The sequence below is a fragment of the Paraburkholderia sp. BCC1884 genome, assembly GCF_900996225.1.
Lineage (GTDB): Bacteria > Pseudomonadota > Gammaproteobacteria > Burkholderiales > Burkholderiaceae > Paraburkholderia.
Map to the genome: position 1 here is coordinate 1,051,441 of NZ_CAAJGL010000068.1, position 15,891 is coordinate 1,067,331.

The window sequence follows — 15,891 nt, forward strand, 5'->3', positions numbered from 1 at the left end:
TAGTCGTTCCCCCCACGCCCCTTATCACTTGTGCAGTTTCATTAGCCTGTTCCAGATCCTCGTGGTTTGGCTTCGCTTAGCGAGCAAGGCTATGCCAGATTAGCGAGGACGAGTTGACTTGTCAGGCGCTAAAACGCGAAAACTCCTGTGCAAATTTGGACGTTATCGCATGCATGCTTGCGTGCGACATGACTTTGCGTTCAGTCACGTATCGGCGGAAGACGTTCGGTCGCGAGCGCCTTCGTCACGGCTGTCCCAGCGAATGACAGGATTGACTGGGCAGTGGCCAACGCAACGGATCTTTTCGATGCTCCCGTACCCTAGGCACTGTGACTTCTTTGAATGTTCGTCGCTCCATCTCCTGAGAAGTAAAAGCTTGGTCAAAACTCACGGACATCTGCATCGGAAAGTGGGTAAACACTGATTTGACGATTCAGTACAATTTGGATTCTAATCTGCCCACGGCACTGTCGATGAACTGTGGTTAGCCTGAGTAGGTCACGCCGACTGCTGACGAGTCGGTGCGGCGAAATTCAAGTACACCTCGACGCGAAAAAACATCGCGCGAATGGAGCCAACCTCGCGCCTGTCGTTTCAGGGGGCTTCCGCGCCGGAAGGTGCGGATTATGTTTGAGCGGGCAAGACAGTTGATTTTGGAAAACTCAGGCCGGAAGGTGTTTCTGCAACCGACGGAATTGTGTTTATCGAAGTGACGGTGCTACTTACGCGGCGTCGAGTCGTCTTCAAGCTTTGAGGGCATGGAGAATCGCAGCTCAAGGGGACTCTACGCTGCTACGCATACGAGACCCTTTGAGCGCTGCGCGTGCATGCATTTCACGAAATGAAATCATTGAGGCATTTGACATGAGGCTATTGAATTACATCGTTGGCGGTCAACACCGCGCGGGCGCAAAGACGGAAGCAGGCATCGTCGATCTAACGGCGGCATTGCGAGGAAATCCCGTAGAGGTTGTCGATATTCTGCAACGAGGCAGCCACGCGCTTGAGGATGCGCAAGAATGCGTCGCGTCCGCACGCTCGTTCGTGGATCCGACTTCAGTCCATGTGCTTGCGCCAATACTGCGACCAGGAAAATTTCTCGGAGTAGGTGGCAATTTTATGTCTCATATTGATGAGGTGCGGCACCTTGGCTTCAAAACACCGGAGCATCCGATCTGGTTCAACAAGCAGGTCACCTGTGTGAACGGCCCGTTCGATCCAATTTACGCGCCGCGCGATTCAAATCAGCTCGATTACGAAGGAGAGCTTGGAATCGTGATTGGCAAGCGGTGCCGCCGGGTGTCGGTTTCGGACGCGCTCGAGATGGTCGCTGGCTATGTGGTTTGCAACGATGTCAGCATCCGGGATTGGCAGTTGCGTGCGCCGACCGCAACGATTGGTAAATCCTTCGACACTCATGGTCCGTTCGGACCGCACTTGGTCACGCCAGATGAAATTGCTGACCCAGGAGCACTGCGCATTCGGACTTGGGTCAATGGTGAACTCCGTCAGGACGGCTCAACCTCGGAAATGATCTTCAGTTGCGCGGCGCTAATCAGTGATTTGAGTCAGCGTTGCACGCTCGAAATCGGTGACGTCCTGTCGGTTGGCTCGCCGGCGGGCGTCGGAGGGTTGCGCAATCCGCCTGCATATCTGCGTGCGGGCGACGTCGTGCGAGTCGAAATTGATCGGATTGGCGCAATTGAGAACATCGTTTGTGAGGAGCCGTCCTGAGACAAGCAGGTGCCAAAAAATTATTCTAATCACGAGATCTTAATATGAATATTACAGAAGCTGAAAAATCTTTGCGAGACAGTGCGAACAGTCTATCCCCGTGGAAATTGGCGCACGTTATCTTTCTGACAGACCGCATTCCGGTGATGCGCGATTGGTACATCAGAGTTCTCAATGCGGAGGTAGCGTTCGAAAACGCCAACCTATGCTTCCTTCGCTATGACGACGAACACCATCGCATTGGTTTTATCGGTGCGACCGGTATGCAGCCGCTGCCCAATGGACCGTCGTATGTGATGGATCACTACGCGTTCACGTACCGTGGCCTCGGCGAGTTGTTGGGAACATATCTCCGACTGCGCGACCTTGGGATTGAGCCATATTGGACAATCAATCATGGTCCGACAACGTCGATATACTACAAGGATCCCGACGGCCATAGAATCGAACTACAGGTTGATAACTTCGACGAGTCGGAGTGCGAACAGTTTTTTGCGTCGGGTAACTATGACGAAAACCCGATCGGTGTGAACTTTGACCCAGACGAATGGATTCGTCGTTATTCCGAAGGTGAGCCTGTCAAAGAACTAACTAAACGGCCCACACTCCCACCGGATGTAAATGCTTTTGACATGGTTCCCCAAGCGCATATTTCATAAAGTCGTTCGCGACAACCCACGCTCGGCGGGGACGCGACAACAGACTGTGTCGCGTCCTTTTTTCATTGCCTGGTGCGCCGGATCTAAAAAAGACGGCGAATGAAAGCCGAGTTTAAGTCGCTGGGATGAACCTACGCACTAGACTGAGCAGCTAACAGCCGCCCTAGCGACTGATTACGCTTGAGCAAGAGCCGCCGAATCACACTGAAACACTGGAACTGTATCAACAAGTGTAGCCCTACAAACAACAAGGAAAATTGGAGACAACATGAAGTATGCAAGGACTCAAATCGCTACGCTTGTCGGTGTCGCGATTCAGCTATCGATCTCCTGCTCGGCGTTCGCTCAGTCTCAGAGCACGCAGGACAATTCTAGCGTTGGCCAACCAAAGAATACAGTACCATCGAGTTCGCCGCCAATAATGCCTGCAGGAATGAGTTCATTCACACCGGACTGCATGGCATTCGAAACTCTTAACAGTCGTAGTCAACCCGCCGCTGCGCGTCCGCCATTTTGCGAGACGATCTCGCCGCACCTCGGAGGCGTACGGGATGCTCTGGCCGACAACGGGATCGGGTTTGGCGCAGAAGCAATTACCCAGTTCTCGTACGATGTTCTGCGGCATAACGCAAACCCGCAGCGATACGCAGGGCAAGATCCAACGTGGAGTACCACCGTAGCTGGGTACGTCACCTATGATCTAAGCCGAATCGGATTCACGCCAAAGGCCCAGTTGACTATTGCTGGTCAATGGTCCAACTCGAATTTCACGCCGACATCTCCTAATCAGGCGACGTTGTACGTCTTGGCTGTGAACCAGCCACTACTGAACGGACAGGTCGAACTGCAGTATGGGTATTACCCACTGCTAACTGAGTTTTATGGAATGTTTCTCGGCGGTAGCCCGACCACGAGCGCACTGGGCCCTCTGAGTGTCATCCCGTCCGAAGTGGGCATGAGTCTGTTAACACCCACTCCATCATTTGATGTAACGGTTCGGAGTCCTGATTCACGGTTTTACAACCATTTTGCAATCTCAAGAAGTCAAAGTCCAGAAGGTTTCGCTACGGACATCGCCGAAAACCCGACCGGGCTACGCCTGACGGTGCCCGGTGCACGAGTATTGTTCGTCGACGAATTCGGATACAAGGTTAAGTCATCGGATGGGCGAGCGATTAACCTTCGTGCTGGCGGAATCTACAATACTAGCCACTACTCAGCGTTTGACTCACCGAATCCAGTGACGAACAACTATGGAGCCTACGTCGCTGGAACTTATCAGTTGACTCAGCCGTATCCTGGCATGCCAAACGGTTTGTACATTGACGTCAAAGCGGACTATGCTCCTCCTGACCGCAACTTGTTCACGTCTGATTTCCAGTTTTCTCTTTTCGATATCGGCCCATTCCCCGGCCGACCGCTGGATATGCTAGCTTTCGGTTTTTCAAAGACGTTTTTTAGCTCGGATGCGCGAGCCATATTCGCGTCCACGCCTTTCGCAGCAGCGGCTAACTCGACAGGCTATTCCATTTCATACGCTGCTAGGGTCATTCGTGGCGTATATTGGATTAATTCGCTGACGTACACACAAAATCCGACATTGACACCGAAGAGTGCGAACTCCTTGGTTTTCAACACGGCGCTAAGTTTGTCGTTCTAGTAATCGGGCGTGGCCTCGGAGCGTGGCGCGTTATGACACACTCCGAGGCCAGGTATTAGCGAGATATTAAACGGAAAGTATAAATGCTGCGGCTAATTCCGCGGGCGTAACCGACACGCGCACGGGTTCCAACCGTCTTGCCGCGAAGCTGCAGACCGTTCTTGAACGCGACCCGTCCTGTACCCACTTGTTTTTCTTCCGGTACTATGTGGTGTGCTTGCTCATGAAACGCCTCGACTAGGGTCGTTTCGTCTGGCCGAGGGCGCAAGCGGTACGGTGTGCCTGTCCCGCGTCTTGTTGCCGGTGCCGCTCGGAGGTATCGACTGACACCATCCGACGCACACACGTGGCCCACCCATACGTCGACGACGGGGCATCGAGATCGACAACGATGTCGTTGAATACGGCCTCTGAACAGTAGACTTGAGACGCTGGACCTTCCTGCACTTCGGTTCCACCGGTGGCGGCGAAAGGGTGGGCGTGATATACAAGTTGGTTACCACGGCCAGATTGAACGGTCCCGATCTACAAATCTAACTACGCGACATTTTGCTCGCATCGCTGATACGTTCGGTCGCGTCGGTGAACTGCTTCCACGTGTCGTCGCCCACAGACTCCAGACCGAACGCACCTGAATTCACGTGCACACACCAGTGTCAAGAAACATCCCCACCTGTCGGTTACGGATATTTCAATGGCCTGTTTGATTCCACTGGAAATGCGGCGCGGCGGTGTATCGTGAGTCTCGTGCGCCGAGGTGGAGTTGCGCTGATCGTTTAAATTCGTCGAGCAGCCACCGAGCGGCTGGACCCTCCACGGCTTCCTTGCGTCGAACTATTGCTGTTGCGTAGGCAGGCATACGGTCGTGACCTTCCCAATCGCGCAATTCAAGCTTCACTAACCTTTTCTCCTCGAGATCGTTTGCAGCCAAATAATCGGGTAGCGTCCCCCAACCGACACCGGCGCGAAGAAGTTCACGTTTGGCTCTCATGTCCGTGACATGCCAGCAATGCAACGAATGGACGCCATAGTCGCGGCTATCCACAGTTGCTGTCGAAGGTGTCCAAACAACCTGCATGTGACCGTGTAATGCATCCGACGCGATGGGCCTCGGCAATGTGACTAGGGGGTGGGTAGGGGAGGCAACTGGCACCATGCTGTATTCGGTCCAGGAAAAGGACTGAAGCGCCGAGCCAAAAGCTGTCGCTTGGACCAATATTCCAAGGTTGGCCTGCCCGTTGACCATGAGTTCCAAGGCCCGCTGGTAAGGCTCAACTTTTAGTCGAACATGCACGGAGGGATATGCTTTGTGCAACCCCGAAAGGACCCGGACCACGGGCCCGATTGGGACCATATCATCGACGACCAACGTCAGATTGGCCTCCAACCCCTTCGCGAAACCCTTTGCTATGCGTCGGTATTCGTCTACGTCCATGGTTATTCGCCGCGCATGTGTCAGAAGGGCCCGACCAGCATCCGTCAGTATTGCTCGGTAGCCAGTCCGATCGAACAGCAGCAATCCGGCGTCCTCTTCCAGAGCGCGAATCGCGTAGGTCATGGCCGACTGAGCGCGGCCTAGTTTTCGCGCCGCTGCGGCGAAGCCGCCGCAGTCAGCGACTGCGATGAAGACTACGAATCGGTCAAGGGTCGGTGCATCCATGATTATCTAGTTATCTGATCGAAAGTATCTAGTTTATGACGTTCTCGTTCATGACCGTAGGTGAGAGCATGTCAGCAGCATTGTTCGACTATGGAGTGAGAAATGAATGCAGAAAACGTTTTGAATCCCACCTCCTCTGCGGCGGGGCGGCCATTGCGATTGGGCCTGTGGATTGCTCAAGGAGCACTTGCGGCACTGTTCGTAGCTTCGGCCGTCTCGAAACTCACTTTGCCAGTTTCACAACTTGCCGCACAGGTTCCCTGGACAGCAGATTTACCGTTGGCTTTCGTCCGCTTCACCGGGCTTGTCGATCTGGCGGGAGGGCTTGGCATCCTATTGCCAGCGCTCACTCGGATCGCGCCTCGGCTCACGGTATGGGCAGCGGTCGGCCTCACGGTCCTTCAGTCGTTCGCGATGATCTTCCATTTCAGCCGTGGTGAATTCGCAATGCTGCCCATCAATTTGGTTCTATTGACGGTGGCGATCTTCGTTGCGTGGGGGCGTTCCCAGAAGGTGCTGATCAGAGCTCGAAGCAAGGCCTGACCGTGCCCCAGCGTTGCTGATCAATTTGCCGGCGCCCGGCGCGATCACTGAATAACTCGCCGAGGTATACCGACGAACCCCGGACGAGATGTTGAGAAGCATCTGCCAGCCCGCTATTCCATGCCACTCAGACTTTTGACTATCGTTTCGCATAGCCACTGCTGTGGAGCGGAATCTTCTGTGTCCGGCTGCCAGAACAAATTGACATCAAATGTCGGGATTGGGAAGGGCACCGGTAGCACTCGCATTCGTCCGTTCATCGCAAACGATTTTGCTACACGTGTCGGTAGCGTCAGCAGCAGGTCGGTCGATGCAACGACGTTGACGATGTTCGTAAAGTGCGGCACCTGAAGCGCAACGGTGCGCGTGAGTCCCATTTCTGTGAGGACATCCTGAACGAGACGGTGTCCAGTGAATGGCGTAACGACGACGTGGCTAGCGGCGACGTACTCCTGCAGACTCAAGGTTTCGCCGATGAAACAGTGAGACGTACTGAGAAGACACGAATAAGTCTCGGTGAAGAGGGCCCGTTTACGCACCCGGCCACCTATGAACTGAAGATTGCCTACGGCGGCATCGACGCTTCCAGTGACGAGCGATTCAGAGATTCGTTCGCTGTCCAGCTGAACAATTTCCAGTCCGACATATGGCGCAACGGTCAGGAACTCGCGAACAAGAAAAGGCAGAAAATAGAATTCGCCCAGATCAGACATGGCCACTCGGAAACGGCGCGTTGACTTCGATGGGTCGAACTGGCGGGTCGCGGCGATAGCGCCTTCGATGCTTCCGATCGCGTCACTAAATGCGTGGAAAAGCTGCGTTGCATTGAAAGTAGGAACCATGCCTTGGCGGCCACGTGTGAATAGTGGATCGTGGAGGAGGTTGCGTAGCCTGCTCAAAGCGTGACTTACCGAGGGTTGCGTGAGATTCAATCGTTTCGCCGCGGCACTCACGGTCCCCGTTTCATAGATGGCTACAAACGCCCGGATGAGATTAAGGTCCGTCATAATTATGGTAAACGATGATATAGATGTTATCTATTATAAAATCGAAAAAATCCTAATTTGTTTAATTTCAGCGGGTCTTCTACCATCCTTCCGTCGATGAGGAAGATGCCATGACCACCGTTCACCAAGTTTGTTACGAAATCCTTCGCGAGCAGGGATTGACCACGTTCTTCGGCAACCCGGGCTCCAACGAATTACCTTTTCTGTCGAACTTTCCAAAAGACTTCCGCTACATCCTCGGTCTTCAGGAGGCGACGGTTGTTGGTATGGCTGACGGCTTCGCGCAGGCCACGGGCAAGCCGGGTTTTGTGAACCTGCACTCTGCTGCAGGAACAGGCAATGCGATGGGCGCCCTGGCAAATGCGTGGAACTCGCACACCCCGCTGGTAGTTACTGCGGGACAGCAGGTCCGCAGAATGATCGGCGTCGAGGCATTGCTTGCAAACACCGATTCGGTAGCATTGCCACGCCCGCTTGTGAAGTGGAGTTGCGAGCCGAGCTGTGCAGAGGAAGTGCCGCTTGCACTGAGCCGAGCCATCCATATGGCGGCCGCGCCGGCTGCGGGTCCTGTTTATGTGTCCGTGCCATATGACGACTGGGGCAAGGACGCGGGCCCGGGCGCGGAGCATCTGGCCAGTCGAAATGTGCAATCGGCCGGGGCGCTTTCAGAGGATCAGCTGACTTCGCTCGTCGAATCTCTCGAGTCCGCTCGAAATCCGGTGCTGATCGTAGGCCCGGATGTCGACGCAGCAAACGCGAACAGCTATGCGGTTTCGCTTGCAGAGAAGCTTTCGATGCCGGTATGGATGGCACCTTCGGCGCCACGCTGCTCTTTCCCGACGACCCATCACTGTTTCAGAGGTTTGCTCCCCGCCGGCATAGCGAGCGTCAGTCGTCTTCTGTGTGAACACGATCTAATCTTCGTTGTGGGGGGGCCAGTCTTTCGTTATCACCAATACGAGCCTGGAAAATTCCTGCCCGAAGGTGCGAAGTTGATTTCCGTCACTTGCGATATCAACGAAGCGACGCGCGCACCGATGGGACAAGCAATCGTTGCAGACGTTGCGCTTGCTCTGCGGGTACTCAGCGAGAAGGTATCCCAGAGTTCGCGTGCGCAACCGGCGCCGCGTCTGATGCCTGCACCTGCTCCCGAAAATGCAGGCGCCCTAACACCTGAGCGTGTTTTCGACATCCTCAATGAAGTTGCGCCTCGGGATGCCATCTATGTGAATGAATCGACTTCGACGACGACCATCATGTGGGAGAGGCTGCGGATGACGGAGAGCGGAAGCTATTACTTCGCGGCAGCTGGCGGGCTTGGCTTTGCGCTTCCGGCAGCCGTGGGCATCCAGCTCGCCAGACCGGAGCGCCAAGTCATCGGCGTAATTGGTGATGGATCGGCAAATTACAGTATTCAAGCGCTGTGGACCGCAGCTCGATACGACATTCCGGCCATCTTCATCATTATGAAAAATGGCACTTACGGTGCACTGCGCTGGTTTGCCGGCGTGCTGCAGGCGGAGAACGTTCCAGGCCTTGACGTTCCGGGGTTGGACTTCTGCGCACTCGCGCGCGGTTACGGAGTTAGCTCACTGCATGTGGATTCCAGCGACGCGCTAGTAGCTGCGTTGCGGCAGGCCTTGTCGGCAGGCAAACCCATGCTAATTGAAGTTGAGACCCGCGTGAAGCTATGACTGCGAACGAGGGTGCTGGCGCTAAATCGTGCCTCGCAGGTTCGGTGCGGTTGTAGGTCAATTACCGGCGGCCGCCCTGTTTCACAGCATCGTTCAACGCCAATCCGCTTGGGCTCGTCGCGCGTAGACTCATCTCAGTGGCCGCTGTTATTACCCCCCGAGTTACAGAATGATTTTCGTACCGGACGGAGTGGGTGCTTCAGCGCATTGATGCGAAACCGGTCCTTCGATAACAGTACTTACTAGAGGAAAACATGAGCGTCGTTGAACAGAAAGCAGAATGGGTCAACCGCATTTTTTCAAACGGCTGGGTTACGGCGAGCGGCGGTCTGTCTCCTGTAGTTGACCCCTCCACGGGCGAGACGTTGACTCAGGTTGGGCTCGGGAACCGGCAGGACATCGACAGAGCCGTGGAATCCGCAACCAGTGCTCAGGCAAAGTGGGCGGCCACGCCGTTCGATCAGCGTGCAGCAGTGCTGCGAGAGGCCGCAAGATTGCTCAAGGTGCGCGAAGCGGCTATCAACGAGTGGAATATTCGCCAATGCGGCTCAACGTTGCTAAAAGCACAATGGGAGCTTCACGCGACCTATGAGCAACTGCTGGCAGCAGCTGCGATGACGATGCAACCCGTCGGGGAGTTTTATCCGTCAGCCATGCCGGGGCGCATGAATTTGTGTCGTCACGTACCTATTGGTGTCGTTGGTGTTATCGCGCCGTGGAACTTCCCGATTCTCCTCGGAATGCGATCGGTCGCTCCCGCGCTGGCGGTTGGTAATGCAGTAGTGCTCAAGCCGGACCCGCAGAGCTCTGTCGCGGGCGGTCTGATGCTCGCGGAAGTGTTCGAGGACGCCGGTCTGCCGCCGGGTGTGTTACATGTAATTCCTGGAGGGCCTGAAGCTGGGGACGCGCTGGTGCGGCACGAACAGGTCGGCATGATTTCGTTTACTGGATCGACCGCCGTCGGCCGCTCGATCGGAAGCATCTGTGGCCAGATGTTGAAGAAAGTCACCCTCGAACTGGGTGGCAACAACGCGATCATTGTGCTTGACGACGCAGACGTCGACACGGCTAGCTCCAGCGGAGCGTGGGGTTCATTCCTGCACCAAGGCCAGATTTGCATGCAGACCGGTCGACATCTTGTGCACCGCTCCATTGCCGAACAGTACGCTACAAGGCTGGCGCAGCGTGCCGAGGCTCTCCATGTTGGAAATCCTGCCACGGAGGATGTACATCTCGGGCCGCTGATTAACCAGAAGCAACGCGATCGCATCGACAGCATCGTCCGTCAAAGTATTGACGCGGGAGCGAAGTTGCGCGCTGGCGGCGAGTATCGAGACCTGTTCTATCGGCCGACCGTCCTAACAGACGTTACGCCCGAAATGCCGGCGTTCACGGACGAGATCTTTGGGCCGGTCGCGCCCATCACGGTATTCGATAGCGATGATGAGGCGGTGGAACTGGCCAACGCCTCTGCGTATGGTCTTTCAGCGGCCATTCACACGGGCTCAATGGCACGCGGTCTTGCGTTGACCTCGCGGATCCACTCCGGCATGGTTCATGTGAACGACCAGACAGTGAATAACGAGTTCCATGTGCCATTTGGTGGAATGGGTGCTTCAGGCAATGGAGGGCGCTTCGGTGGCCCCGCCAACCTGCATGAATTCACGCAGATTCAGTGGGTTAGCTTGCTTGACAGGCCCATTCAATACCCGTTTTAGCGTCCCGTCACGGTAAAAATGAACAGACGATTGTATCAATCCAAGGAGGAACATGACGGGCGCATCAATCACGTCATGCGCGCCGCGGCTATGAGGATGCCGAATTAATTGACGCCGTGCGCTCGAAGATCGGTCAGGCGATCAAACCGGTTGAAGCCGTGCACCAGGGTCTGGTGACGGCGTCGCCGGACGATATCAGCTGGGCCGACGAAGTCCGCATCGCGCTCGAAGATGGCTTGGACCAAGCGATCCCTTAATCACTGGCTGCGCGGCCAGCTCTCGAGGCATCATTGGCAGCAAAAATTCTAGGATTTGGCGGTGCCGACGCTCGTGAAGGCCTTCGTGCCTTAGACGAGAAGCGGGCGCCGCTATTTGTCGACGCTGAGGAAAAAAGCGTATGAAATTCTCCGACTTCAGTAACAACCAAATAATCGAAGCCGGTCCATATGTCGTGACCGAGACAGAAGTGCTCGAGTTTGCCAACCGCTATGACCCACAGTGGTTCCATGCGGATTCTCAAGCCGCGAAGCACGGTCGTTGGAATGGACTGATAGCGAGCGGGTGGCATACGAGCGCTATCGCCATGCGGTTGGCATGCGATGCCTTTCTTTCGGATACTGCATCGTGGGGCTCCCCTGGACTTGACTACGTGAAATGGTTGAGCCCAGTGCGACCGGGCGATTCCTTGACGCTTCAAGCCACGATCATCGAAGCCCGGCCGTCAACTTCGAAATCGGGCGTAGGGATTGTTAAATGGCGCTGGCAACTGTTCAACCAAGGCAAAATTGAGGTTTTCGACACCGTGGTGCACAGCTTTTTTGATGCGGCGTAAGTAGGCTGCCTCGAGCTAACTTCGGTAGTTGACCCGTGCTCGAATGCCGGGACGAGCTGACCGCATCAAAACTTAAAGCTCTCCAGATGACGCGAGTCACCTCTCACCTAAGTCAACCTTGCGAAGAGGGCGATGGTTCGCCTCAGCTTCATTTCGTGTCCACGCCTTACGGAATCCGGAGGTGCCAATGGGTGAAGCAGCTAGACGGCACGTAGAGCGCCGGTCGCGACATTGCAAATTCGGTATAGCATCGCGACGCTCTGTGACCGGATCGGGATTTTCGAGGCGTTAGTGACGCTGACCTGGCACCACCGCAAGCGCTCAATCCGACAGTTGCGGCAAGGGTCCGGCGCGGGAAAAGGAAGGGACACGGATAACGCCAGTGCGCTCACAAACCAGAACATTTTTGACGGTGCTGGGGAACGGCGCCACCGTGCGCCGAACTATCGCCTCTGTCAACTGCATCTCCATCTCCACTCCGCGCGGATTCAGTGATGAAACGCGCTTCACCACCACCGCGGCAGTACGGTCAGTGGTCGGTGAGCTCCCGGCTGACATGACCGCCACGGTGGCTGCGCTCGTCGTGTAAGCCATTCCTCGCCGACAGTTTGCCTCGTGAATTGGAGGCGATCTTTTCGCCCGACAAGGAGATATTGGGCACAAGCGACGCAGACACGAGCAAACGGGTTGGGACGTTAAAAAGCTAGGGAGCTGCACTATACGCTAGGTGATGCCTTTAACGTCCTAAAGCGACTCCTTATAACCGTATGCTTCGGTTTGCCTCCGATCGAACTTTTCGGCACTTGATAGAGAGACTTGCGAAGGAACTCACCGGCCAAGGCGGCCATGGCTATGTGTACACGTTGCGTGGCGATCTAAAGCGGATCGAGTCAGGGCATGTCACTGTCTCGGCGCTGCGTTCCTTGCGAAAGCGATGGTCATTTTGCGCCGGGAGAGCCCGGTAATAAGCATTAGTACAGCGACAGTAGGCCAGATCGAACCCGACACTATTCCTGCAGTTGATGGCGTAACTGTCTGCTCTGCCGGAACGTCAACGGCGGCGCTTCGTGTCGTGAGCGGAAAAATCGCGTGAAGGCGCTTTGCGACGAAAAGCCGAGTTGTTCGCTGATCTGCCCGAGGCTCAACCGCGTTTCGCCGAGCAGGCGGCACGCTTTCTTGAACTTAACGCGCGCTTCGAGCTCGGTAAAATGCAGACCCTCGGTCTGCAACTGTCGGTTCAAGGTCCACCGCGAGGTATTCAGCCGTTCGCAAACCTGTGCGAGCAGCGATGAAGGCGTATGCCACTCGTCGGCGGTGTCGGTGATTTCGCCAATGAGACGTTCGACGCTGCTCGAAACGAGGTGCCCCCGTTTGATGCGCAATAGTTCACGCTGTGCTTGCTCATGTAGGAACGGCGCGAGCGCTGTATTGTAGTGAACGAACGGTACGTCGAGCAGCGCAGCAGCGAACTGCAAACGGTTCGCGTCAGCGTCGTATCGCACCTGCGCACCCAGAAACTCACTAGGATCTAGCGGCTTCGGCAGCGCGGGGCCCATCAGCGAAGCATGGAACACGGTGCGACGCGTGTCGTCGTAGGCACGAATCAGGCTCGCCAGTACTTGAAAATTCGCGAGCGCCTGTAAACCATCGTTCGGCGCGAATTCGCCGATGTACTCGAACTGCGCATAGTCCGGTGTTTTGCGAAAGCACAGAAAATCGAAGTCGCCGATCAGCGGGCGAAACGTGTGAAACCATGCCAACGCCTCACGCAGCGTGCGCGCGTTGAGGCACAGATTGCCGAGCACGGGAAAATCCGGAAATAACGTGCGTGGCTCATCGGGAACGATACGCGCCGAGTTTCCCGCGCCCGTCATCAACTCGACCATTCGCCGATGCCGCGCACCATCGATGCGGCCGTTTCTGTCCGTCAGTTCCTGCTCGCCAATGCCGGTGCGGGCGGTGAAAACGTGCGGCGACATACCGGCGCGCTCCGCGGCGTTCATGGCGAGAACAGCGATGCGATTCGAAACGGTGCGACCGTGGCCGCAAAACCGTGCTGGCGTGGTGGACGACATGGGCTATAAAAAAATGATCGTCGCACGATCTTGAAGATGAATTGCCGATGCCGCCATCGGCAATTGCCATAGCTTGCGCCCGCCGCGCAGCGTCAAAGCACGCGATTCTTAACGCAATCGCGTAGGCGCGGCGAGGTTTTCTTGTGTTGTTTTACACGTCACGCTCCTTAAGGATAAAAACTGCACCCAGCGGTAAAACGCCGATGGAAATAAGGCGATAAAGTATTTTGCGGCTATTTGTAAGGTCGGTTGGTCGCACTCAAACCAACCCTGATTCTAGGAGACATGGATGCACTTTTCCTCAAAAGCTGTTATTTGCCGCTCAGCACTGATGGGATCGGCCGCTGCGCTTACAGTGGGCTTTTACGCCTGCAGCAGTGTTGATTCCCTCACGCCTTCGGTCACGCAACGGGACTTCGGCTACACGACGCTGAAACTCATCAGCCAAGACGGGCTGAAGTTTAAGGACATGGACAAGAGCGGCCAGCTCAAACCGTATGAAGACTGGCGTCTCGCCGCCGAGGTCCGCGCGCACGATCTCGTTGGCCGCCTGACGCTTGCCGAGAAAGCCGGTCTGATGATGCACGGCACCGTGCCCATGTTGAACGATGCGACCGGCACGGGTACAGGCGCGGCCTACGACATGGCTGCGCTGAAAACGCAGATCGACGACCGCAACGTCAGCACGTTTCTCACGCGTATGATCGCCGACGCGGGCAGCATGGCCGATCAGGACAATCAGATCCAGACTCTTGCTGAACAGTCGCGGCTGGGCATTCCGGTGTCGATCAGTTCGGATCCTCGCAATCACTTCCAGTCCGTGTTGGGCGCGAGTGCTGGCGACAGTGGCTTTTCGAAGTGGCCCGAGACGTTGGGCTTCGCGGCCATCGGCGATGCATCGCTCACGCGCAAATTCGGCGATATCGCGCGCCAGGAATATCGCGCGGTGGGCATCACCGAGGCCCTGTCACCGCAAGCTGACTTGGCCACTGAGCCGCGCTGGGCGCGCATCAACGGTACGTTCGGCGAGGACGCCGATCTGACGCGCGCGCAGGTGCAGGCATATATCGAAGGCATCCAGGCCGGTAGCACGGGCATTCAGGCGAATAGCGTGATCGCGGTGGTCAAGCATTGGGCGGGCTATGGTGCGCAGAAGTCTGGCTTCGACAGCCATAACTACTACGGCCGCTTCGCGACCTATCCGGGCAACAACTACGCCTATCACCTGAAGCCATTCGAAGGTGCATTCGCCGCCAACGTCGGTTCCGTGATGCCGACTTATTCCGAGCCGGATGGTGCGGTGACGATCGATGGCATCGCGCTGGAACAGGTTGGCGCTGCCTACGACAAGCCGCTCCTGACAGGCCTGCTGCGCGGCAAGTACGGCTTCAAAGGTGTGATTGTGTCGGACTGGTTGGTCGCTTCCGATTGCGACGCGAACTGCATGAGCGGTGTGTCGTCTGGTTCTCCGTCGATCGTCGGACTCGGCATGCCTTGGGGCATGGAGAGGGCGACGCGGTTGCAGCGTTTCGTGAAAGCGGTGGACGCCGGCATCGATCAGTTCGGCGGCGAGAACGATCCGAGCCTCCTGATCCAGGCCGTCAATCAGGGGCTTCTGCCGGAGTCGCGTCTCGCCGATTCCGCGTATCGGGTGCTGCTGCAAAAATTTCTACAGGGCCTGTTCGACCATCCGTATGTCGATGCGAGCGCGGCAAGCAAAATCGTCGGCAATGCGGATTTCCAGGCGCAGGCGCTCGACGCGCAACGCCGTTCCATGGTTCTGCTGCAAAACAAGGACAAGCTGCTGCCGATGGCGGCCGGCGGTAAGAAGGTCTGGCTGTACGGCATCGATCCCAGGGTAGCGCGACAATACGGCTACCAAGTCGTGGCTACGCCGCAGGCCGCCGATGTTGCGATTCTACGCGTGAGCACGCCGTATCAAACACTGCATCCGAGATACATGTTCGGCTCGCTGCAGCATGAGGGGAGTCTTGCGTTCGTTGATGGCAGCAAGGACTACGAGGCGATCAAGCAGGCCGCTGGCGCGCCGAAGCAGGTCGTCTCGGTGTACATGGACCGTCCCGCGATCCTGACCAACGTGCAGGGCAAGGTCACCGCGATCCTCGCGAATTTCGGCGCGAGCGATACGGCGCTGTTCGATGTGCTGACCGGCAAGGGCGAGCCGCAAGGCAAGCTGCCGTTCGAGTTGCCTTCATCGATGGCGGAGGTAGAGGCGCAACTGGAAGATGTTCCGCACGATACGGCGCATCCGTTGTATCCGTTCGGGTATGGTCTGAAGTATTGATGGT

Annotated in this window: 11 protein-coding genes and 1 pseudogene; 9 read left to right on the forward strand and 3 right to left on the reverse strand. The window is 56.3% G+C overall.

Features of this window, described 5'->3' with window-relative positions:
- The first annotated feature begins 864 nt into the window (after positions 1–864).
- The 3 genes from FQ705_RS11575 to FQ705_RS11585 all read left to right on the forward strand — a co-directional run bounded on the left by FQ705_RS11575 (position 865) and on the right by FQ705_RS11585 (position 4,053).
- Entirely contained in the window at positions 865–1,734 is an 870-nt protein-coding gene (locus tag FQ705_RS11575) for a fumarylacetoacetate hydrolase family protein (protein ID WP_144140873.1), read from the forward strand.
- A gap of 44 nt (positions 1,735–1,778) precedes the next feature.
- On the forward strand, positions 1,779–2,393 hold the full coding sequence (locus FQ705_RS11580; RefSeq protein WP_144140875.1) for a VOC family protein: 615 nt from the start codon (positions 1,779–1,781) through the stop codon (positions 2,391–2,393).
- A 457-nt stretch (positions 2,394–2,850) separates the two neighbouring features.
- Positions 2,851–4,053, forward strand: a complete 1,203-nt coding sequence (locus tag FQ705_RS11585; RefSeq protein ID WP_186307830.1) for a carbohydrate porin — start codon at positions 2,851–2,853, stop codon at positions 4,051–4,053.
- A gap of 691 nt (positions 4,054–4,744) precedes the next feature.
- On the opposite strand, the gene FQ705_RS11595 is transcribed toward FQ705_RS11585, so the two are convergent.
- Positions 4,745–5,713, reverse strand: a complete 969-nt coding sequence (locus tag FQ705_RS11595) for a LysR family transcriptional regulator (RefSeq protein ID WP_144140879.1) — start codon at positions 5,711–5,713, stop codon at positions 4,745–4,747.
- Between the two features lie 102 nt (positions 5,714–5,815).
- Here FQ705_RS11595 and FQ705_RS11600 point away from each other — a divergent pair, with 102 nt between their 5' ends.
- Entirely contained in the window at positions 5,816–6,256 is a 441-nt protein-coding gene (locus FQ705_RS11600; protein WP_144140881.1) for a DoxX family protein, read from the forward strand.
- Positions 6,257–6,369: 113 nt separating this feature from the next.
- On the opposite strand, the gene FQ705_RS11605 is transcribed toward FQ705_RS11600, so the two are convergent.
- Positions 6,370–7,263, reverse strand: a complete 894-nt coding sequence (locus FQ705_RS11605; protein WP_260854448.1) for a LysR family transcriptional regulator — start codon at positions 7,261–7,263, stop codon at positions 6,370–6,372.
- A 110-nt stretch (positions 7,264–7,373) separates the two neighbouring features.
- Between FQ705_RS11605 and mdlC the strand changes: the two genes are divergently transcribed.
- From mdlC to FQ705_RS11625, 4 genes and pseudogenes are all read left to right on the forward strand, one after another.
- Positions 7,374–8,957: a benzoylformate decarboxylase gene (gene mdlC, locus FQ705_RS11610; RefSeq protein WP_144140885.1), complete on the forward strand. Its 1,584-nt coding sequence runs from the start codon at positions 7,374–7,376 to the stop codon at positions 8,955–8,957.
- 254 nt (positions 8,958–9,211) lie between these two features.
- Positions 9,212–10,675, forward strand: a complete 1,464-nt coding sequence (locus FQ705_RS11615) for a benzaldehyde dehydrogenase (protein ID WP_144140887.1) — start codon at positions 9,212–9,214, stop codon at positions 10,673–10,675.
- A 62-nt stretch (positions 10,676–10,737) separates the two neighbouring features.
- A pseudogene (locus tag FQ705_RS11620) lies at positions 10,738–10,908 on the forward strand (benzoyl-CoA-dihydrodiol lyase); the annotation flags it as partial.
- A 164-nt stretch (positions 10,909–11,072) separates the two neighbouring features.
- A complete protein-coding gene (locus FQ705_RS11625; RefSeq protein WP_144140889.1) occupies positions 11,073–11,507 on the forward strand; it encodes a MaoC family dehydratase in 435 nt (144 codons plus the stop codon).
- Between the two features lie 1,007 nt (positions 11,508–12,514).
- Here the strand turns inward: FQ705_RS11625 and FQ705_RS11630 are convergent.
- Positions 12,515–13,486, reverse strand: a complete 972-nt coding sequence (locus FQ705_RS11630; protein WP_186307831.1) for a helix-turn-helix domain-containing protein — start codon at positions 13,484–13,486, stop codon at positions 12,515–12,517.
- A 565-nt stretch (positions 13,487–14,051) separates the two neighbouring features.
- Here FQ705_RS11630 and FQ705_RS11635 point away from each other — a divergent pair.
- Entirely contained in the window at positions 14,052–15,887 is a 1,836-nt protein-coding gene (locus FQ705_RS11635; protein ID WP_260854450.1) for a glycoside hydrolase family 3 protein, read from the forward strand.
- The last annotated feature ends 4 nt before the right edge of the window (positions 15,888–15,891 follow it).

Bases quoted from the DNA above. Each gene is read 5' to 3' on its own strand.
- FQ705_RS11575 (WP_144140873.1), top strand. From the start codon at position 865: ATGAGGCTATTGAATTACATCGTTGGCGGTCAACACCGCGCGGGCGCA.
- FQ705_RS11580 (WP_144140875.1), top strand. From the start codon at position 1,779: ATGAATATTACAGAAGCTGAAAAATCTTTGCGAGACAGTGCGAACAGT.
- FQ705_RS11585 (WP_186307830.1), top strand. From the start codon at position 2,851: ATGGCATTCGAAACTCTTAACAGTCGTAGTCAACCCGCCGCTGCGCGT.
- FQ705_RS11595 (WP_144140879.1), bottom strand. From the start codon at position 5,713: ATGGATGCACCGACCCTTGACCGATTCGTAGTCTTCATCGCAGTCGCT.
- FQ705_RS11600 (WP_144140881.1), top strand. From the start codon at position 5,816: ATGAATGCAGAAAACGTTTTGAATCCCACCTCCTCTGCGGCGGGGCGG.
- FQ705_RS11605 (WP_260854448.1), bottom strand. From the start codon at position 7,263: ATGACGGACCTTAATCTCATCCGGGCGTTTGTAGCCATCTATGAAACG.
- mdlC (WP_144140885.1), top strand. From the start codon at position 7,374: ATGACCACCGTTCACCAAGTTTGTTACGAAATCCTTCGCGAGCAGGGA.
- FQ705_RS11615 (WP_144140887.1), top strand. From the start codon at position 9,212: ATGAGCGTCGTTGAACAGAAAGCAGAATGGGTCAACCGCATTTTTTCA.
- FQ705_RS11625 (WP_144140889.1), top strand. From the start codon at position 11,073: ATGAAATTCTCCGACTTCAGTAACAACCAAATAATCGAAGCCGGTCCA.
- FQ705_RS11630 (WP_186307831.1), bottom strand. From the start codon at position 13,486: ATGTCGCCGCACGTTTTCACCGCCCGCACCGGCATTGGCGAGCAGGAA.
- FQ705_RS11635 (WP_260854450.1), top strand. From the start codon at position 14,052: ATGGACAAGAGCGGCCAGCTCAAACCGTATGAAGACTGGCGTCTCGCC.